General features: G+C 61.5%; 18 protein-coding genes. 11 read left to right on the forward strand and 7 right to left on the reverse strand.

Features of this window, described 5'->3' with window-relative positions:
* Positions 1–9: 9 nt before the first annotated feature.
* Genes GEV02_RS01515 through GEV02_RS01525 form a run of 3 tightly spaced genes read right to left on the reverse strand, consistent with a single transcriptional unit; the run spans position 10 to position 2,964 of the window.
* A complete protein-coding gene (locus GEV02_RS01515) occupies positions 10–381 on the reverse strand; it encodes a VOC family protein (protein WP_152836180.1) in 372 nt (123 codons plus the stop codon).
* Between the two features lie 50 nt (positions 382–431).
* Positions 432–1,352, reverse strand: coding sequence for a polyphosphate kinase 2 (ppk2, locus tag GEV02_RS01520; RefSeq protein ID WP_174998921.1), 921 nt, complete (start codon positions 1,350–1,352; stop codon positions 432–434).
* Positions 1,353–1,365: 13 nt separating this feature from the next.
* Positions 1,366–2,964 carry an inorganic phosphate transporter gene (locus tag GEV02_RS01525; RefSeq protein WP_152836181.1) on the reverse strand — a complete coding sequence of 533 codons (1,599 nt, stop codon included), beginning with the start codon at positions 2,962–2,964 and terminating at the stop codon, positions 1,366–1,368.
* Positions 2,965–3,260: 296 nt separating this feature from the next.
* Here GEV02_RS01525 and GEV02_RS01530 point away from each other — a divergent pair, with 296 nt between their 5' ends.
* Complete coding sequence (locus tag GEV02_RS01530; protein ID WP_152836182.1) at positions 3,261–4,004, forward strand: hypothetical protein; 744 nt, start codon at positions 3,261–3,263, stop codon at positions 4,002–4,004.
* Between the two features lie 36 nt (positions 4,005–4,040).
* Here GEV02_RS01530 and GEV02_RS01535 read toward each other — a convergent pair whose 3' ends face one another.
* Both GEV02_RS01535 and GEV02_RS01540 read right to left on the reverse strand, forming a co-directional pair.
* The gene (locus GEV02_RS01535) at positions 4,041–5,417 is read right to left on the reverse strand and encodes a wax ester/triacylglycerol synthase family O-acyltransferase (RefSeq protein WP_152836183.1); all 1,377 of its coding nucleotides are present in this window, start codon (positions 5,415–5,417) and stop codon (positions 4,041–4,043) included.
* A gap of 46 nt (positions 5,418–5,463) precedes the next feature.
* On the reverse strand, positions 5,464–7,014 hold the full coding sequence (locus GEV02_RS01540) for a fatty acyl-CoA reductase (protein WP_152836184.1): 1,551 nt from the start codon (positions 7,012–7,014) through the stop codon (positions 5,464–5,466).
* Positions 7,015–7,335: 321 nt separating this feature from the next.
* Here GEV02_RS01540 and GEV02_RS01545 point away from each other — a divergent pair, with 321 nt between their 5' ends.
* The 3 genes from GEV02_RS01545 to GEV02_RS01555 all read left to right on the forward strand — a co-directional run bounded on the left by GEV02_RS01545 (position 7,336) and on the right by GEV02_RS01555 (position 8,794).
* The gene (locus tag GEV02_RS01545) at positions 7,336–7,869 is read left to right on the forward strand and encodes a Cif family virulence factor (protein ID WP_152836185.1); all 534 of its coding nucleotides are present in this window, start codon (positions 7,336–7,338) and stop codon (positions 7,867–7,869) included.
* Positions 7,870–7,905: 36 nt separating this feature from the next.
* The gene (locus GEV02_RS01550; protein WP_152836186.1) at positions 7,906–8,442 is read left to right on the forward strand and encodes a hypothetical protein; all 537 of its coding nucleotides are present in this window, start codon (positions 7,906–7,908) and stop codon (positions 8,440–8,442) included.
* 157 nt (positions 8,443–8,599) lie between these two features.
* Complete coding sequence (locus tag GEV02_RS01555; RefSeq protein ID WP_235922580.1) at positions 8,600–8,794, forward strand: hypothetical protein; 195 nt, start codon at positions 8,600–8,602, stop codon at positions 8,792–8,794.
* A gap of 9 nt (positions 8,795–8,803) precedes the next feature.
* Here the strand turns inward: GEV02_RS01555 and GEV02_RS01560 are convergent, their stop codons facing one another.
* The gene (locus GEV02_RS01560) at positions 8,804–9,793 is read right to left on the reverse strand and encodes a 2-dehydropantoate 2-reductase (RefSeq protein ID WP_152836188.1); all 990 of its coding nucleotides are present in this window, start codon (positions 9,791–9,793) and stop codon (positions 8,804–8,806) included.
* Positions 9,794–9,884: 91 nt separating this feature from the next.
* Entirely contained in the window at positions 9,885–11,237 is a 1,353-nt protein-coding gene (locus GEV02_RS01565) for an MFS transporter (RefSeq protein ID WP_152836189.1), read from the reverse strand.
* Between the two features lie 133 nt (positions 11,238–11,370).
* Here GEV02_RS01565 and cyoA point away from each other — a divergent pair, with 133 nt between their 5' ends.
* From cyoA to GEV02_RS01600, 7 genes are read left to right on the forward strand one after another with little or no spacing between them, the layout of a single operon-like run.
* Entirely contained in the window at positions 11,371–12,372 is a 1,002-nt protein-coding gene (gene cyoA, locus GEV02_RS01570) for a ubiquinol oxidase subunit II (protein ID WP_152836190.1), read from the forward strand.
* A gap of 2 nt (positions 12,373–12,374) precedes the next feature.
* On the forward strand, positions 12,375–14,375 hold the full coding sequence (gene cyoB / locus GEV02_RS01575) for a cytochrome o ubiquinol oxidase subunit I (protein WP_152836191.1): 2,001 nt from the start codon (positions 12,375–12,377) through the stop codon (positions 14,373–14,375).
* Positions 14,368–14,997 (forward strand): cytochrome o ubiquinol oxidase subunit III, encoded by a 630-nt coding sequence (cyoC, locus tag GEV02_RS01580; RefSeq protein WP_152836192.1) that lies wholly within the window; start codon positions 14,368–14,370, stop codon positions 14,995–14,997. The genes cyoB and cyoC overlap by 8 nt, the downstream gene beginning before the upstream one ends.
* Positions 14,994–15,401, forward strand: a complete 408-nt coding sequence (gene cyoD, locus GEV02_RS01585; RefSeq protein ID WP_008448942.1) for a cytochrome o ubiquinol oxidase subunit IV — start codon at positions 14,994–14,996, stop codon at positions 15,399–15,401. The genes cyoC and cyoD overlap by 4 nt, the downstream gene beginning before the upstream one ends.
* Positions 15,398–16,186: an SURF1 family protein gene (locus GEV02_RS01590; protein ID WP_152836193.1), complete on the forward strand. Its 789-nt coding sequence runs from the start codon at positions 15,398–15,400 to the stop codon at positions 16,184–16,186. The genes cyoD and GEV02_RS01590 overlap by 4 nt, the downstream gene beginning before the upstream one ends.
* Positions 16,187–17,563: an ATP-binding protein gene (locus GEV02_RS01595; protein ID WP_152836194.1), complete on the forward strand. Its 1,377-nt coding sequence runs from the start codon at positions 16,187–16,189 to the stop codon at positions 17,561–17,563. It abuts the gene before it with no gap.
* Positions 17,553–18,095, forward strand: coding sequence for a response regulator transcription factor (locus tag GEV02_RS01600; protein ID WP_008448936.1), 543 nt, complete (start codon positions 17,553–17,555; stop codon positions 18,093–18,095). The genes GEV02_RS01595 and GEV02_RS01600 overlap by 11 nt, the downstream gene beginning before the upstream one ends.
* The last annotated feature ends 114 nt before the right edge of the window (positions 18,096–18,209 follow it).

Raw genomic sequence — 18,209 nt, forward strand, 5'->3', positions numbered from 1 at the left:
TGGGCATTCTCACAGGTGCTGGTCGATCAGAACGGGATTGCCGTCCGGGTCGGTGAGGATGATGCTGGCCGGGCCGGTGGTGGCTTCGTCGGCCTCGGAGGCGAGGGCGACGCCTTGCGCCTTCAGCTGGCGCTGGATCTCGCGCACGTCGGTGAAGCCGTCCAGCGCTGTGGCGTTCTGGTCCCAGCCTGGATTGAAGGTCAGCATATTCTTCTCGAACATGCCCTGGAACAGGCCGATGATATGGTCGCCGTTCTTGAGGATCAGCCAGTTCTGCGCGGGGTTGCCGCCGAACTCCTTGAAGCCCAGCTTTTCATAGAAAGCCCGCGAGGCGGCCAAGTCCTTGACCGCCAGGCTGATGGAAAATGCGCCGAGTTGCATGTCGATCTCCTAACATGGATGATCGGCCAACTTTAGCACAGCGTCGTCGCTCAGTACACTTCCGGCACGATGATTTCCGCCGGCACCGGACGGCGCACGTAGTCGTCGTGATACTCGCGTTCCGGCAGCTGGATCGCCGGGTGCTCGACTTCCACATACGGCATCTGCTCCAGCAGGTGGTGGATGCAGTTCAGGCGCGCCTTCTTCTTGTCCACGCCTTGCACCACCCACCACGGCGCTTCCGCGATGTGGGTACGCTCCAGCATGATCTCCTTGGCCTTGGTGTACTCCTCCCAGCGACGGCGCGACTCCAGGTCCATCGGGCTCAGTTTCCACTGCTTGAGCGGATCGTGGATGCGGCCCAGGAAGCGGGCGTTCTGCTCCTCGTCAGAGATCGAGAACCAGTACTTAATCAGCTGGATGCCGGAGCGCGCCAGCATGCGTTCGAATTCCGGCACGGTCTGGAAGAACTCTTCGTACTGCTCGTCGGTGCAGAAGCCCATCACGCGTTCGACGCCGGCGCGGTTATACCAGCTGCGGTCGAACAGCACGATTTCGCCGGCCGCAGGCAGGTGCGACACGTAGCGCTGGAAGTACCATTGCGTGCGCTCGCGGTTGTTCGGCGCCGGCAGCGCGGCCACGCGGCACACGCGCGGATTCAGGCGCTGGACGATGCGCTTGATGACGCCACCCTTGCCGGCGGCGTCGCGGCCTTCGAACAGGATCACGACCTTGTGGCCGGTGTGGACCACCCAGTCCTGCAGCTTGACCAGCTCCGCCTGAAGGCGGAACAGCTCGCGGAAGTAAAGCCGGCGGGCTTCCTTGGCCTCGTCGCTGCGTTCGCTGACGAGCACTTCGCGCGTGACTGGATCGATCTCGCGGTCTTCCAGTTCCATCTCCAGCTCTTCGTCGTAGCTGTCGGTCAGTTCGCGCTGTACGCGTTCCATCAAATCGGTTTCATTCAGTCGCATGGTCTATCCTGGGTCAGAAAATGTGGGAGAACAGCCAGAACAGCGAACCCGATAACAGGATCGCCGCCGGCAGCGTCAGCACCCAGGCGATAGCCAGGTTGCGGACGGTGGACCATTGCAGGCCGGAGCGGTTGGCCGCCATCGTGCCTGCCACGCCGGACGACAGCACTTGCGTGGTCGATACCGGCAGGCCGTAGGCATCGGCCGCGCCGATGGTCAGCATCGCCACCATTTCGGCCGACGCGCCCTGTGCATAGGTCAGGTGGGATTTGCCGATCTTCTCGCCGACGGTGACGACGATGCGCTTCCAACCCACCATCGTGCCCAGGCCCAGCGCGATCGCCACCGCCACCTTGACCCACAGCGGAATGAACTTGGTGGCGTCGTCCAGCTGCTGCTTGAAGGCCTTCAGGTTGGCGGAGGTGTCGGGATCGAAGGGGACGGCCTTGGTCTTGTCCATCACGCGCATCGCTTCGGCGGCCAGGTACATATCGTTACGCACGTTGCCCACGGTTTCGGCAGGCACTTTGGCCAGCGAACCGTGCTGCTTGACGGCGTTGCGGATATCGCCGATCAGCGCGGCCAGCGCAGGCACGACTTCGGGCGTCAGCTGCTTGCTGCCGATGTAGGCCGACAGCGCGGGACGCGGTTCGGCTGCCGGCAATGCGCCGGGCGGTATGTATTTTTGCAGCGACTGTTGCGTGACCTGGGCCACGGCGACGAACTGCGTGACCTGGTCGACCGGCATCGCGCGGTTGAGCGCATAGGCCATCGGCACGGTGCCGACCAGAATCAGCATGATGAGGCCCATGCCTTTTTGGCCGTCGTTGGAACCGTGGGCGAAGGAGACGCCGGTGCAGGTCAGGATCAGCAGGCCGCGGATATACCAGGGCGGCGGCGTGTTGCCGACCGGGGCTTCGTACAGCTCGCGGCTCTTGACGAAAGCGCGCAGCGCCAGCAGCAGCAAGGCGGCGCACAGGAAGCCGACCATCGGCGACAGCAGCAGCGAGTAGCCGACCTTGGAGGCTTGCGCCCAATCGACGCCGCTGGTGCCATCGCGGCCGTGCATCAGCGCGTTGGCGACGCCGACGCCCAATATGGAGCCGATCATCGTGTGCGACGACGATGCCGGCAGGCCGAGCGCCCAGGTGCCGAGGTTCCAGACGATGGCGGCGATCAGCAGCGCGAACACCATGGCGAAGCCGGAGCCTGCGCCCACTTGCAGTATCAGTTCGACCGGCAGTAGCGAGATGATGCCGAAGGCGACCGCGCCGCTGGAGGTTAGCACGCCGAGGAAGTTGAAGCAGCCGGACCACACCACGGCGGCATTGGCCGGCATGGAGTTGGTGTAGATGACGGTGGCAACGGCGTTGGCGGTGTCGTGGAAGCCGTTGACGAATTCGAAGGCGAGGGCGATCAGCAGGGCCACGCCGAGCAGCACGTAAGGCAGCCAGTTGGTGGCGACCGGGCCGGCTTCGGTGACGTCGGAGCGCAGGCTGTAGCCGCTGAACAGCAGGCCGGCCACCAGCAGCAGGAAGAAGATGGCGGCGGTGATGGGAGTGTTCTTGCTCTCGGCAGGGCTGACCCGCGCGGGTTGGACGACTGTATTCATGCGATTCAGCTCCAGTATCAAGGTGGTAGCTGAATGTACTTGTCGAATATGACAGAGATATGACGAGACCTTTGCCAACAGTGTCAAAAGTGATAATGGGTGAGTATTTTGAGGGAGGGGCGCTGTATAGTGTTACACGCAAGTTTACTTAATTCGGATCGGAATCACTGGCCTCTATTGACGGAGAATGCGTGGTGAGTTTTGAACGGGAACGTCTGGTTGGCTTTCGTCAAAGCGCGCAACGAAAATTTTTAAATTAATAAATATTAATCTCATATTTATTAGAAAGTATAAAAATGTGGAATTTGTATGATCGTATGTATTTTTCTCCCTGGCGCAATAAATTGACGAAAACGGAGGGGAAATTTTTTTTCGGTGTTTTGGGTGTGATTTTCTTGCTATTAATTCTATCTTTGAGTTTGCTCGACTTCGAGGGGATGATGTTGTGGGTTATGTGCCTGCTCTGCGGAATGGTTTGTGTTTTCACTGTATTGTATTTTTACACAATGTGGTGCTGGACTTACAGAAAGACAAATATGATGCTCAGCCCAGAGGGGCGCGGGGAGTGGAGTACCCACATGGGGTTGGGTGTGACATTATTTCCTTGCTTTTACGCGCGAGTAATGTGCTCTGACACGGAATTCATGGACAAAGGCAGAGTGGCGATCGCTAAAGCGGCGCAGGCGATCGACTTTCGAGATACGATAATCCTTAAAGGCCATCTTCACGGGCTTGAGAAAAATCGTGAAATTAAAGCTGAACTTCTGGCAAAAGCATTACCCGATTGGGAAGTGACCCATAAGTCAACCAACGAAACCTTGGGGGACTGTTATGCTAGGGTGTTGACTTGGCATCGAAATTTCTACTTAAAGCGGGATAAGCAACCTTCTAAAAAGCCCTTGTCGGCGAATAGGAGTATTGGTGTTATTGAATTGAAATTAAAAAACCCGACCCTGAAGCCAGTCTTGAAGGTTGACGTTACAAGCTCACCCAACTTGGATGGGAAAACACCGGGTGCCCAAAATGAGGCGCATCATTGAACGCCTCTTTTCCGGCACGGACTTCGATATGAATGGCTAACGGGCAGGGGCCAGTGGCGCTCCTGTCAGTTCGTTGTCCGCCGCTTCCTCCGGTGCGTCGGCCGGCGCGGCGCGGGTGGCCAACTCCAGTTCTTCGAAAGCATCGTAGGTCAACGCCATCAGGCGCTCCGGGTCGGGCACGAGATCAGTGTCGACGAACAGGGCCAGCTGGATCTGTCCGGCGTACGAGATAAAGGCCAACCCCACGCCCAGCTTGCCTGCTTGCGGCACCCAGCAGATCAAATCCGTCATGCGCGAGCCGGCCAGGTAGCGGCGGCTGCCCGGGCCTTCGATATTGGTCAGCACCACCGAGCCCTTGGACGTGAACAGGTTCAGTGCGAAGTGCTGCAGGGCGGTCGGCAGGCAGCCTGCGATCGACAGGAAGGCCATCGTCGCGCGTGGCTGGTGCGAGCGTTTGATGGCTGTCATGCGGTCGCTGGACTGGCGCAGGCGCACACATGGATCGTCCACATTGGTCGGCAGATCCACCGCCACCAGACCAAACTCGTTCCCCAACTGGAAAGCGTTGGCCTTCTCGCGCAGGTTGAAGGTGACGGCGGCGCGCAGAGCGCGGCCATCGGGCCGCTGCCCACGCTCGCCCAGGTACTGACGCAGCGCGCCGGAGACGGCGGCCACCCATACATCGTTCAATGTCACGCCCATGCGCTTGGACATGGCGCGTACGCGGTCCATCTCCAGCGGCGGCAGCCACACCAGCTGCTTGGCGCCCGTCATCGGCGCCTTGAACTGGCTCCGCGCGTCGGGCCACAGCACCGATAACCGCGCCACGTGGAAGGCGATCTTCAGCCACGACACGCCACGCGCCACCGCCGAACACACGGCGTTGTGCGCCACCGTGGCGCGGTGCGGATGGCCGACCGGGGAGGGCGTGCGGCCATGCACGCCGTTGTCGTCGGTGAGGTGGTTGAGCACATGCACCAGCCCCAGGCCGTCGGTGATGCAGTGGTGGACGCGGAACACGATGGCGTGCCCGCCGTTGACGCGGTCCAGCACCGTCATATGCCACATCGGCCGGTCGCGTTCCAGCGGCAGGTGGGCGATGCGCGTCATATGGCCTTGCAGTTCTTCGCGGCTCACTTCCTGCGACATCTGTTCCAGCTTGATGTGCTGGGCGATGTTGAACTGGTCGTCCTCGACCCAGTGCGGACGGCCGCGCCGCTGCACCACCTTCTGCGTGAAGCGCGGGTAGTTGGGCAGGCGCAGACCGATGGTGGAAATCAGCCGCTCCATATCGACCTGGCCTTCGAACAGCAAGATGCTGTTGATGACCATCAGGTTCTTGTCGGTGTCCATGCGGTGCCACGCATAGTCGCGACGCGTCATTGCCGCCGGTGCTGCGGTTGGTTTGCTCATGTGATGCTGTCTCCTCGTGCGGCGCCGAATCTTTGTCGGTGTCCGCTTATATTTTTACTGGTCGTGCTTCTGCTTCCGTGGTCGGCGCAGGCGCTGCCGCCGCTGCCGCTTCCACCGATTTGGGTGAGCGCGGCCGCAGCGCGTAACGGTTCAAGCCTGTCATGTGGATGCGGCACAGGTAGTCCGGCCAGTCGATGATGGCCGGGTCCACCGCGTAGCGCGCCTGGTCTTCGCTGTTGAAGCGCCGGGCCAACGCCATCAGCGATTTGTTATGGAATACGTAGTGCGGTGCGGTGTAGAACGAGAACGTCAACGCCAGCAGCTGCGTGGTACGCAGTGCTTCGAGCTTGGGCGATTCGCCCGCGCCCAGCAGGCGCCGTACGCCGCTCCAGGCGGTTGCGCCCAGGCTCATGGCCCGCAGCATCAACAGGAATACAGGGCGGCTCACGACGCGGAAGCCATGTTTGGGCTCGTTGTAGAACAGGCGCTCGTAGTTGCGCCAGTTGCGTTGCGACTCGGTCTGGAACAGTTCGATCACGCGGCCTACCGAGATCGGATTGGCCGAGCCGGTGCAAGCCTGGTAGATGCGCGTGGCGCCTGGCTCGGCCAGCGCTTCGGCGGCGGCCAGCACGATGCTGTTGGCGACCAGGTCGGCCGGGACGATGTCGACGATTTCGTTCGGCTTGGCCGGGAAGAAGTTGGTCTTGCCGCGCGCGTAGGCCAGGATGATGGCGTCGGCCACCTTGACGCCTTCGATCCATCCCGGCGCCGGCTCTTGCAGCGTGCTTTCGATGATGGACGGGCGCACGATGGTCAGCGTCTTGCCGCGCATGGCTTGCATCGCCAGCTGCTCGCCCATCCATTTGGTGAAGGTGTAGGTGTCGTTCCAGCCGTGGTAGTTGGCTTCGGCGATGCCCAGTTCCGTCAGGCGGCGGGTCAACTGCTCGGCGTCGCTGGTGTCGGCCTTGATGGCGGCCACGCGGTGCTGCAGGTGTTTGAGTAAACCGTATAAATCAAAATGGCCGTCGGCGTGGCGCGGGATGGCGGCGCGCGCCGGCGTCACGTTCTGCTCCAGCATGTCGCCGCGGTTGTAGCCGTTGACGTAGCAGGTCGATACCTGCACCAGCGGTGCGTTGGCGACGCGCGCCAGCTCGGCGATGTTCTGCACGCTGAGGGCGTTGATGGCCAGCGCCTCGTCCAGCGCTTCGCGGAAGTTGACGCTGGCGGCGGCGTTGATTACCAGGTCGATGCGGCGGGCCAGGGCGTTGAACTCGGCCAGCGGCAGGCCGAAGCAGGGTTCGGTCACTTCGCCGGTGATGCATTCGATGCGCTCGGCGAAGAACTCGGCCAGGAAGGCCGGGCGTTCGGCGCGCAGGCGGTCGAATACGGAGGAGGTGGCGATGTCGCGTTCGAAGCGGGTGCGGGCGTCGCCGTTGGTCTTGCCTCGGCCGCCGCGTATCACCAGCACGATGCGGCCGATGTCGGGCACGCTGCGGATGAGTTTTTCCAGCACTACCTTGGCGAGGAAGCCGGTGCTGCCGGTGATCAGTACGCGCTTACCGGACAGCGCCGCGTGCACATTCAAAGCTGGTTTCATGGGGGTTCTCAGAAACGGTGTCATTACTGCAATGAGCCGATCTTAGAGCGAAACCGAGGGGTGACTGGCGACTTTGCAGTGGCTTAGCGAGCCAAACGCATGGCTGTGCGAGTCATGGGGAGGTGGTGCTGGGGGAAACGGATATGGCACCGTTTGCAACATTGAGGCATTTGCGCAACGCTGCGTGGGTTTGGTGGGCACGGCTGATCCGTGTGGCCGGGGACTCGTTGAAGCTGACAAACATTGTCAAATGAGTTACAGTTTTGGGGCTGTCACTCACCAAGATCACAGCCAATCTGCAGTTTCCACTCCAAAGGATAAATGATGAGAGTAGTCTTTTCTGCTGTCGTACTTGCTTGCGGTCTTCTTCTGGCTACACATCAACCGGCTTTTGCCGAAAACCCTGCCGAGAGCAAGAAACAGGTCACGAAAATTATTGGGCAGTTTCAGGAGGCAATCAAGAATAAGGATACTGTTGGTTTCATGGGGCTGTTCTTGCGGGAGGATGTTACGTGGACGGCTACGTACACCGATGCCAGTGTTGAACGGTATAACGCCAGCATCAAGGACACGAAGGAGCCAGCAGCTACCAGGGTTCAGGCAGGCGGCAGTCCTCGGAAGTTCATTGAGAGTATCGCGAAAAACAAAGCGCCGCAGTCTGAGACTTTCTCCAATGTCCGCATCGATACGGACGGCGAGATTGCACATGTCTGGTTTGATTACACTTTTATGATCGGAACTTATAAGAGTGCCTGGGGTAAGGAGAGCTGGCAGTTGGTGCGAACGGAGGCCGGGTGGAAGATCTCTGCCGTTACCTGGTCATCTGAAGAGAATTCGGTTCCGCCAGGTGCCTGAGGCGACCTCTCTTTTCAACTCATTACAGGAGAAATTATGAAACACTTCATTCAGTCCGCTCTTGTTGCCTTCGCCCTGATAGCCAGCATCAGTGCTCATGCGGGTACTCAAGCGCTTGGTTTTGAGATCGGCGTTTCCTCCAGCGACCAGGTCAGGTCCTCCCTTGTGAAGCAAACAAAGGTTCTGGATGCCGGGGCCAATAAATTTACCGGCGGAGCAATGCTGAAGACTGACGGCTCTTCCTACGAAATCGAGGGGCTGAATGAGGTCTTATATATCTTCGACGACCAAAAGAAACTCGCTGGTATCATCCTCGGCATGGATAAGGGAAGATTTGATTCCGTTTTCCAGGCAATTTCTGGAAAGTACAAAGTTTCGTCTCAACAGAGGCCATTCGTCGGCAACCAATTCGCCCGTTTCAAAACCCAAGACTCCGTAATAGAACTGGATGCTCCTCACCTCGGCTTTGTAATGGAGGTTCGCTACATTAGAAATGACCTCATGCAAAAGTTCAATTCCCAAACGGCAGTGGAGGCTGAAGCCAAGAAGAAGCGCGAAGCTGCGAAGTTCTGAGTCGAGGTATTTGCGCCACGCTCTATGTTCTTCAGGAACTCAGTCTTGTCTTACACGGCCCGGAGTGGCGCGCCTATACCGTGTTCTGGTCGGGTGGATGATGATGCGTTACCGGCGATGCCGGGCATTCATATTCATACACTCACAGGAGATGATCATGGCTCAGAATCAAAAACCGCAAGATACCGGCAAACAATCGGGCACGCCGGGCTCGCAGCAAAGCGGCAGCCGTGGCGGCAGCCAGCAGCAGAGCGTGGATACCAGCCGCGATACGAAGAACAAGGAAAACAGCGATCCTGCCCAGCGCCAGTCGGGCACCCGCGATGAACGGGGCAACCGCGACGAGCGCTGACCTCTTAGCTTATTGCTGGGCTTCCGGATACAGGCCGTGCACGCGGCCGAACAGCCGGGTCAGGCCCAGCAGGGCGTCGATGTGCGGGGTGGCCAGTTGCAGGCGCTGGCCGATCTCGCGCACGGCCGCCACCAGGGCATCCAGCTCCAGCATGCGGCCGGCCTCGGCGTCTTGCAGCATGGAGCTTTTAAATGCGCCCAGCTTGCGCGTCACCAGATGGCGTTGCTCGGGCGTTTCTGCGATGTGGCAGCCGATGCGCTCGCCGATCACTGCGGCTTCACGCATGGCGGCGCGGCAGAAATCCGCCACCAGTTGATCGTCCAGAATGCGGTCCGCCGTCGCGCCAGTGATGGCCGACACCGGATTCAAGGTCATATTTCCCCATAATTTATACCAAATGTCGTAGCGGACATCGGCCGCCACCTTGACGTCGAAGCCGCCGGCGCGCAGCAGGGCGCCCAGTTGCTGGGCGCGTTCGGAGTCGCCGCCGGCCGGTTCGCCGATGATTAAGCCATTGCCCATCTTGTGGCTGACCAGTCCCGGCGACGGTGTGGAGGTGCTGGCGTGGACCACGCAGCCCAGCACCTGGCGATAGGGCAGCGCGGCGGCGATGGTGCCGCCCGGGTCGACGCTGGCCAGAGGCTCGTCGCCGATGGCCGCTACGCCCTGTCCAAACCACCAGGGCACGCCGTTCATGGCCGGCAGGATGAGGGTGTCCGGTGTGAGCAGCGGGGCGATCTGCTGCGCCACGCCCGCCAGCGCCTGGCCTTTGACGGCGATGATGACCACGTCCTGCGGGCCGAGCTCGGCCGCGTTGTCGCTGGCGCGGGCAGGGGCCTGGATCAGGGTGTCGGCTTGTTGCAGACGCCAGCCGTGCTGGCGCAGGGCGACGAGGGTGTCGCCGCGCGCGTAGGCGCTCAGATCGCAGGCCTGGGCCGCAGCGAGACGCGCGCCGATAAAACCGCCTATGGCGCCGGCGCCGACTATGCATACCTTCATTGAATACTCCGTGTGGGGAAAGTTTGCTTATTTTGCCACAGGAGGAAAAGCCCGGCTGGCAGCGCAGCCGGGCTTGGTCAGGCGGGACCGATCAGTTGCGGATGTCGAGACGGCGGTTCAGGCTCAGCGCTGCCAGCGAGCAGACCGCGCCAGACAGCAGGTACAGCCCCACATACGCCAGGCCGAACTGCGACGACACGCCCAGCGCCACCAGCGGTGCGAAACCTGCACCAACCAGCCACGCCAGATCCGACGTGAACGCCGCACCCGTGTAGCGGTACTGCGCCGGGAAGTTGGCGGTCACAGCGCCGGCTGCCTGGCCGTACGACAGGCCCAGCAGAGCGAAGCCCAGCATGATGAACGCATCCTGCGCGCCTTCGCCGCCGTTGAGCAGCATCGGCACGAAGCCGCTGAACACCGCGATCAAAATGGCCAGCGTGCCCAGCGTGCGGCGGCGGCCGATGCGGTCGGCGATGACGCCGGAAGCCACCACGCCCACGGCCATCAGCACCACGCCTATCATCTGCGTGCCGAGGAAGCCGGACACCGAACGCGGCGAGTAAATCGTGATCCACGACAGCGGGAACACCGTCACCAGGTGGAACAGCGCATAGCTAGCCAGCGCGGCGAGGGCGCCGATGATCAGGTTGCGGCCCTGCGAGCTGGCCATTTCCATCACGCTGGTCGGCTGCAGCTCGCGCTCTTCCAGCAGCTTGGCGTATTCGCTGGTCGAGGTCAGGCGCAGGCGGGCGAACAGTGCCACCACGTTGATGGCGAAGGCCACGTAGAACGGATAGCGCCAGCCCCAGTCCATGAAGTCGAGGTCGGTCAGGTTGCCGATCAGGTACCAGAACAGGCCGGCGGCGATGAAGAAGCCGGTCGGCGCGCCGAGCTGGCCCAGCATCGCATACCAGCCGCGCTTGTTCTCCGGCGCGTTCAGCGCCAGCAGCGACGGCAGGCCGTCCCACGAGCCGCCCAGCGCCAGGCCTTGGCCGATGCGCAACACCGACAAGATCAAGATGGCATAGAAACCGCTATCGGCGTAGGATGGCAGGAAGGCAATGCCGGCGGTGGTCGAACCCAACAGCAGCAGCGCCCCGGTCAGCTTGGCCTCACGCCCGTAGCGGCGCTGAATCGCCATCGAGATGACGGTACCGATAGGCCTTGCAATAAAGGCAAAAGAAAAGATGGTGAACGCATAGAGCGTCCCTTCCAGCCGCCCGTCGAACGGGAACAGCAGCGAAGGGAATACGAGCACTGAAGCAATCGCGTAGACAAAGAAGTCGAAATATTCGGAAGCGCGCCCGATGACGACGCCGACCGCTATTTCGCCGGGAGATATGTGATCGTCGTCCCGGGTGTTGATGTTGCGTGCATCGTTACCGGCCTGAGATGGTTCTTGGGCGCCAACCTGCACGCCATTTGGTGTAGTCGTAGTGGCCATAATCTCTGTCTCTGTGCGTTGATATTTTTATCACGATCATGTCCTGGCACCTGGGACAAAGTGTCCAATGGCAAGAACATTCCGTGATTGGTACAGTAACACATCATCCACATACTGTAACGTAGATTACCTCATGATTCCTCCTCTCGCGCGTCGTGGACTGTTCCTCGCACCGCTGTTGTGGCTAGCAGGCTGCAACACGGTCGTGTTGAATCCGTCCGGTGATATCGCCGCCCAGCAGGCACACCTTGTTGTTGTGTCAACTCTGCTGATGCTGTTGATTATCGTACCCGTCATGTTCCTGATCTGTCTGTTCGCTTGGCGCTATAGGAAGTCAAATACTTCCGCCGAATACAAGCCGAACTGGGATCACTCCACCAAACTCGAACTGCTGATCTGGGGCGCTCCGCTGCTGATCATCATCGTGCTCGGTCTGATCACCTGGATCTACACCCACTTGCTGGACCCATACCGTCCGCTGAGCCGCATCGATGAAAATCGTCCGGTCGCCGTCGGCGTCAAGCCGCTGGAAGTGCAGGTCGTGGCCATGGACTGGAAGTGGATGTTCATCTACCCGGAACAAGGCATCGCCACCGTCAACGAGCTGGTGACGCCGATCGACGTGCCGGTACGTTTCCACATGACTTCGTCGAGCGTGATGAATGCGTTCTACATCCCTGCGCTGGCCGGTATGGTCTACACCATGCCCAGCATGGAGACCCAGCTGAACGCGGTGATGAACAAGGTGGGCGTGTACGACGGCTTCTCGTCGAACTACAGCGGCGCCGGTTTCTCGGACATGAAGTTCAAGTACCACGGCGTGAGCCAGGCCGACTTCGACGCCTGGGTCGCGAAAACCCGCGCAGGCGGCGGCACGCTGACCCGCGCCGGCTACCTGGACCTGGACAAGCCGACCATCAAGCATCCGATCATGCGTTTCGGCAGCGTCGATAAAGGCCTGTACGACCTGGTGCTGAACCGTTGCGTGGCCGAAGGTTCGGTCTGCATGAATGCCCAGATGGAGCAGGACGCCATGCGCATGCAGGCTGCCGCTGCCGCGAAAGATTTGCCGAAAGATGTGTGCGAACCACCTAAGGTCGCCACCGCCACGGCTCAACCCATCCGTAAAGAATGACCATGTCTGATCTCAACCTGACCAAACTGATCTTTGGGCGGCTGTCGCTGGAAGCAATTCCATACCACGAGCCCATCCTGATCGGCACCTTCGCCATGGTGGCGATCGGCGGCCTGGCCTTCCTGGCCGCGATGTTCAAATTCCGCCTGTGGGGCCCGCTGTGGCGCGACTGGATCACTTCCATCGACCACAAGAAAATCGGCATCATGTACATGGTGCTGGCGATTATCATGCTGCTGCGCGGCTTCGCCGACGCGCTGATGATGCGCGCCCAACAAGCGATCGCCTTCGGCGACAACGCCGGCATGCTGCCGCCGCACCACTACGACCAGATCTTTACGGCCCACGGCACGATCATGATCTTCTTCGTGGCGATGCCGCTGGTAACGGGCCTGATGAACTACGTGGTGCCGCTGCAGATCGGCGCGCGCGACGTTTCGTTCCCGTTCCTGAACAACTTCTCGTTCTGGATGACCACCTTCGGCGCCATGCTGACCATGGTTTCGCTGTTCATCGGCGAATTCGGCCGCACCGGCTGGCTGGCCTTCCCGCCGCTGTCGGGCATCGCCGCGTCGCCTGATGTCGGGGTCGATTACTACATCTGGTCGCTACAGGTGGCCGGGGTGGGGACGACACTGTCGGGAGTCAACCTGATCGCCACCATCGTCAAGATGCGCGCGCCAGGCATGAGCCTGATGAAAATGCCGGTCTTCACCTGGACCGCACTGTGCACCAATGCACTGATCGTCGCGACCTTCCCGATCCTGACCATCACCCTGGCCATGCTGTCGCTGGACCGCATGATCGGCACCAACTTCTTCACCAACGACCTCGGCGGCAACCCGATGTTGTACGTCAACCTGATCTGGATCTGGGGCCACCCTGAGGTCTACATCCTGGTGCTGCCGGTGTTCGGCGTGTTCTCGGAAATCGTGTCGACGTTCTCGGCCAAGCGCCTGTTCGGCTACACCTCGATGGTGTATGCGACCGTCGTGATTACCATCCTGTCCTACCTGGTATGGCTGCACCACTTCTTCACGATGGGCTCCGGCGCGTCGGTGAACTCGTTCTTCGGCATCACCACGATGATTATCTCGATCCCGACCGGGGCCAAGATCTTCAACTGGCTGTTCACCATGTACAAAGGCCGCGTGCGTTTCGACGTGCCGATGCTGTGGACCGTCGGCTTCATGCTGACCTTCACCATCGGCGGCATGACCGGCGTGATGCTGGCCGTGCCACCTGCCGACTTCGTGCTGCACAACTCGCTGTTCCTGATCGCCCACTTCCACAACGTCATCATCGGCGGCGTGGTGTTCGGTTGCTTCGCCGGCTTGAACTACTGGTTCCCTAAAGCCTTCGGCTTCAAGCTGGACGAGTTCTGGGGCAAGGTATCGTTCTGGTGCTGGCTGGTGGGCTTCTGGGTTGCCTTCACGCCGCTGTACGTGATGGGCTTCATGGGCGTTACCCGCCGCATGAACCACTTCGAAGATCCTTCGCTGCAAAAATGGTTCGTGATCGCCGCCATCGGCGCGCTGATCATCGCCGCCGGTATCGGCGCCATGATGGTGCAGTTCTATGTCAGCTGGAAGAACCGCGAGAAACTGCGCGACGTCACCGGCGACCCATGGGGCGGCCGTACGCTGGAGTGGGCGACCTCGTCGCCACCGCCAGACTACAACTTCGCCTTCACGCCTGTGGTGCACGAGAGCGACAGCTGGGCCGACATGAAGGCCAACAACTACCAGCGTCCGACCAAAGGCTTCGTGGCCATCCACATGCCTAAGAACACCGCTGCCGGCTTCATCATCTCGGCACTGGCGTTCGGCCTGGGCTTCGCCATGGTCTGGCAGATGTGGATCCCGGCAGCACTGGCGTTCGTCGCCATGATGGCCGCCATCATCACGCACACCTTTAACTACAAGCGCGATTACTACATCCCTGCGGAAGAAGTCATCCGCACCGAAGAAGCGCATACTCGTTTGCTGGAAAGCCATGTCTGAAACTATCGCTAACGGCGCCGTGAGCGCCGACCCAAGCGCACGCTACTACGTGCGCGACCACCACCCGGAGAACGGCACGCTGCTGGGCTTCTGGCTCTACCTGATGAGCGACTGCCTGTTGTTCGCCGGCCTGTTCGCGGCGTACGCCGTGCTGGGCCGCAACTACGCGGGCGGCCCGACCGGCGCCGAGCTGTTCGACCTGCCGACCGTGGCGATCAACACCGGCTTCCTGCTGATGTCGTCGATCACCTACGGCTTCGCGATGATCGCCTCGCAGCGTAAAAACCTGAAGGCCACCATCGTCTGGCTGCTGATCACCGGCCTGTTCGGTCTGGCGTTCCTGTACCTGGAACTGGACGAATTCGTTCACCTGATCCACGAAGGCGCCGGTCCGCAGCGCAGCGCGTTCCTGACCTCGTTCTTCGCGCTGGTCGGCACCCACGGTCTGCACGTGACCTTCGGTTCGATCTGGCTGATTACGCTGGTATTCCAGCTGGCCAAACACGGCCTGACGCCTGAGAACAACCGTCGCTTGATGTGCCTGTCGATGTTCTGGCACTTCCTGGACGTGATCTGGATCGGCGTATTTACCTTTGTCTACCTGATGGGAGTCCTGCCATGAGCGCACACAATCACGACCACCACGGTCACGGTCATGACGACCACGGCCACGGCCATGAAGCAGGCGCCCACGGCAGCCTGAAGGACTACGCGATCGGCTTCATCCTGTCGGTGATCCTGACCGCGATTCCGTTCTACCTGGTCATGACCAAGGCCTTCGACAAGTCCAGCACCACCGCTGCGGTGATCCTGGCCTTCGCGGCGGTGCAGGTAGTGGTGCACATGGTGTACTTCCTGCACATGAACGGCAAGATCGAAGGCGGCTGGTCGCTGCTGGCGACCATGTTCACGCTGGTGCTGCTGGTCATCGTCCTGGCCGGTTCGATCTGGGTCATGTACCACATGAACGTCAACATGATGCCGTCCATGGGTACGGACGTGCACAATATGCGCGACATGCAATGACGACGGGCGCATCGCGCCAACGTTCCCGCGCCCTGCGCGTCAGCCTGGCCATTGCGGCCGGGTTGATGTTCGCAGGGTTTTTTGCTTTGGGGACGTGGCAAATATTCCGCCTGCAATGGAAGCTGGCCCTGATCGAGCGCGTCGAGCAGCGCGTGCACGCGGCGCCGGTGGCGGCGCCCGCCATCGCGCAGTGGCCGCAGCTGAACGCCGAGGCCGACGACTACCGCCGCGTGCGGCTCAGCGGCGTCTACCTGCAGGGCTCGGACACGCAAGTGCTGGCCTCGCTGGACCGGGGCATAGGCTACTGGGTGCTGACGCCGCTGTGCACGGCCGACGGCGGCATCGTCATGATCAACCGCGGCTTCATCCGCGCCGGTTCCGGCGGCTGGGCTCCGCAGCCCGCGCCGGCCGCCGCTGCGGCCGATGCCTGCGGCGCTGCCCGTGCTGCGGGCAATGCGCCGGTCAGCATTACTGGCTTGCTGCGGCTGAGCGAAGCATCCGGCCGTCTGCGTCAGAACGAACCGGACCGCAACTACTGGTACACGCGCGACGTGCAGGCCATCGCCCGCATGCGCGGCTTGCCGGCCGTGGCGCCGTACTTCGTCGATGCCGACGCCGCTGCCGGGCCGGTTGCCGAAGGCGCACCGATCGGCGGCCTGACGGTGGTTTCCTTTGCCAACAGCCATTTGGTTTATGCTGTCACCTGGTTCGCGCTGGCGCTGATGGTTGCCGGCGGCGCCGCATGGGTCGTCCGCGAGGGACGCAAACCACCAACTAGCGCATAAATGGCCAGGAAAAACGATAATCCATACGACCGGGGCCGTCCCAACGCACCCGTGATCGAACCGCTGGCGGCGGTGAAGGCGTCGGCCAACACCATCACCCACGCGGCCGGACACAAGAACATGCAGCAGCTGATCCAGCTGCGCTGGATCGCCGTGGTCGGCCAGATCACCACCATCTTCGCCGCCACCATGGTGTTCGACGTGCAGCTGCCGATGCCGGCCATGCTGAACGTGCTGGCCTGCCTGATCGCCTTCAACATCGCCAGCACCCTGCGCTGGCAGGAAAACCAGGTGGTGTCCAACAGCGAGCTGCTGCTGGCGCTGACGGTCGATATCGCCAGCCTGACGGCGCAGCTCTACCTGAGCGGCGGCGCCACCAATCCCTTTGTGTTCCTGTACCTGCTGCATGTGATCCTGGGCGCGGTGCTGCTGGAGTCGTGGTCGACCTGGACCATCGTCGGCGTCACCGGCACCTGCATCGCCGGGCTGGCGCTGTTCTCCGAACCGCTGGCGCTGCCGCTCGATCATGCACGCGGCATCTTCAGCCTGTATGTGCAGGGCATGCTGATCTGCTTCGTGCTGGATGCGGCGCTGCTGGTCATCTTCATCACGCGCATCATGCGCAATATGCGGGTGACGGCCACCAAGCTGGCCGACCTGCGCCAGCGCGCCGCCGAAGAAGACCATATCATCCGCATGGGCCTGCTGGCCTCGGGCGCGGCGCACGAGCTGGGCACGCCGCTGGCCACGCTGGCCGTCATCCTGGGCGACTGGAAGCACATGCCCGAGTTCAAGGCCAACGCCGAGCTGCTGGAAGAGATCGGCGAGATGCAGACCCAGCTCAAACGCTGCAAGTCCATCGTCAGCGGCATCCTGCTGTCGGCCGGCGAGACGCGCGGCGAATCGTCGGCGGCCACCACCATCAACACCTTCCTGGCGGAGCTGGTGGCGGAATGGCGCATCGGCCGGCCGGTGGTGGCGTTCGAATTCGACAACCGCATCGCGCCGGACCACCCGGTGGTGTCCGACTCCACGCTCAAGCAAATGATCTGCAACGTGCTCGACAACGCGCTGGAGGCGTCGCCGCAATGGCTGCGCATGGAAGCCAGCGTTGAAGAGGAGCTGCTGGTGCTGCAGGTGATGGACGCCGGCGCCGGCTTCGCGCCCGACATCCTGGCGCAGCTGGGCAAGCCGTACAACTCAAGCAAGGGGCGGCCGGGCGGAGGCCTGGGCCTGTTCCTGGTGGTGAACGTGGCGCGCACGCTGGGCGGCGCGGTCACGGCCTCGAACCGGCCGCAGGGCGGGGCGCTGGTGCGCCTGACGCTGCCGCTGGCCGAGATCGAAATCAAACCGGAATCGAATCAATATGACTACTGAAGAAGAACGCGTACTGTTGCTGGTCGAGGACGACGCCGCCTTCGCCCGCACTCTGGGGCGCTCCTTCGAACGGCGCGGCTACAAGGTGCTGCTGGCGGAGAACGTGGACGAGGCCAGCGCGCTGCTGGTCGATCACTCGCCCGGCTATGCGGTGGTGGATCTCAAATTGAAGGGCAATTCGTCAGGACTGGCCTGCGTGCAGATGCTGCACCAGCACGATGCCGACATGCTGATCGTGGTGCTGACCGGCTTCGCCAGCATCAACACGGCGGTGGAGGCGATCAAGCTGGGCGCCTGCCAGTACCTGGCCAAGCCGTCCAACACCGACGACATCGAAGCGGCCTTCGAACACGTGGCCGGCGCGGCGGAGCTGGAACTGACCAACCGCGCCACGTCGGTCAAGACGCTGGAGTGGGAGCACATCCACGCGGTGCTGGCGGAGACCGACTTCAACATCTCCGAAGCGGCGCGGCGGCTGGGCATGCACCGCCGCACGCTGGCGCGCAAGCTGGAGAAGCAGCGGGTGAAATAGCGCGGCCGGCTACTTGTCATATTTGCACTGTTTGTGGTATTCTATTTTTAGCAACAGGCCCTGCAGGCCTGCTATCCCGCCAAATTCAACAGGAGCTCATTTTGAAGACAGTAT

This window comes from Rugamonas aquatica (assembly GCF_009380215.1).
Taxonomy (GTDB): Bacteria; Pseudomonadota; Gammaproteobacteria; order Burkholderiales; family Burkholderiaceae_D; genus Rugamonas; species Rugamonas aquatica_B.

Bases quoted from the DNA above. Each gene is read 5' to 3' on its own strand.
- GEV02_RS01545 (WP_152836185.1), top strand. From the start codon at position 7,336: ATGATGAGAGTAGTCTTTTCTGCTGTCGTACTTGCTTGCGGTCTTCTT.
- GEV02_RS01530 (WP_152836182.1), top strand. From the start codon at position 3,261: ATGTGGAATTTGTATGATCGTATGTATTTTTCTCCCTGGCGCAATAAA.
- cyoD (WP_008448942.1), top strand. From the start codon at position 14,994: ATGAGCGCACACAATCACGACCACCACGGTCACGGTCATGACGACCAC.
- GEV02_RS01525 (WP_152836181.1), bottom strand. From the start codon at position 2,964: ATGAATACAGTCGTCCAACCCGCGCGGGTCAGCCCTGCCGAGAGCAAG.
- GEV02_RS01540 (WP_152836184.1), bottom strand. From the start codon at position 7,014: ATGAAACCAGCTTTGAATGTGCACGCGGCGCTGTCCGGTAAGCGCGTA.
- GEV02_RS01560 (WP_152836188.1), bottom strand. From the start codon at position 9,793: ATGAAGGTATGCATAGTCGGCGCCGGCGCCATAGGCGGTTTTATCGGC.
- GEV02_RS01550 (WP_152836186.1), top strand. From the start codon at position 7,906: ATGAAACACTTCATTCAGTCCGCTCTTGTTGCCTTCGCCCTGATAGCC.
- GEV02_RS01555 (WP_235922580.1), top strand. From the start codon at position 8,600: ATGGCTCAGAATCAAAAACCGCAAGATACCGGCAAACAATCGGGCACG.
- cyoB (WP_152836191.1), top strand. From the start codon at position 12,375: ATGTCTGATCTCAACCTGACCAAACTGATCTTTGGGCGGCTGTCGCTG.
- GEV02_RS01595 (WP_152836194.1), top strand. From the start codon at position 16,187: ATGGCCAGGAAAAACGATAATCCATACGACCGGGGCCGTCCCAACGCA.
- GEV02_RS01590 (WP_152836193.1), top strand. From the start codon at position 15,398: ATGACGACGGGCGCATCGCGCCAACGTTCCCGCGCCCTGCGCGTCAGC.
- GEV02_RS01515 (WP_152836180.1), bottom strand. From the start codon at position 381: ATGCAACTCGGCGCATTTTCCATCAGCCTGGCGGTCAAGGACTTGGCC.
- ppk2 (WP_174998921.1), bottom strand. From the start codon at position 1,352: ATGCGACTGAATGAAACCGATTTGATGGAACGCGTACAGCGCGAACTG.
- GEV02_RS01535 (WP_152836183.1), bottom strand. From the start codon at position 5,417: ATGAGCAAACCAACCGCAGCACCGGCGGCAATGACGCGTCGCGACTAT.
- cyoC (WP_152836192.1), top strand. From the start codon at position 14,368: ATGTCTGAAACTATCGCTAACGGCGCCGTGAGCGCCGACCCAAGCGCA.
- GEV02_RS01600 (WP_008448936.1), top strand. From the start codon at position 17,553: ATGACTACTGAAGAAGAACGCGTACTGTTGCTGGTCGAGGACGACGCC.
- GEV02_RS01565 (WP_152836189.1), bottom strand. From the start codon at position 11,237: ATGGCCACTACGACTACACCAAATGGCGTGCAGGTTGGCGCCCAAGAA.
- cyoA (WP_152836190.1), top strand. From the start codon at position 11,371: ATGATTCCTCCTCTCGCGCGTCGTGGACTGTTCCTCGCACCGCTGTTG.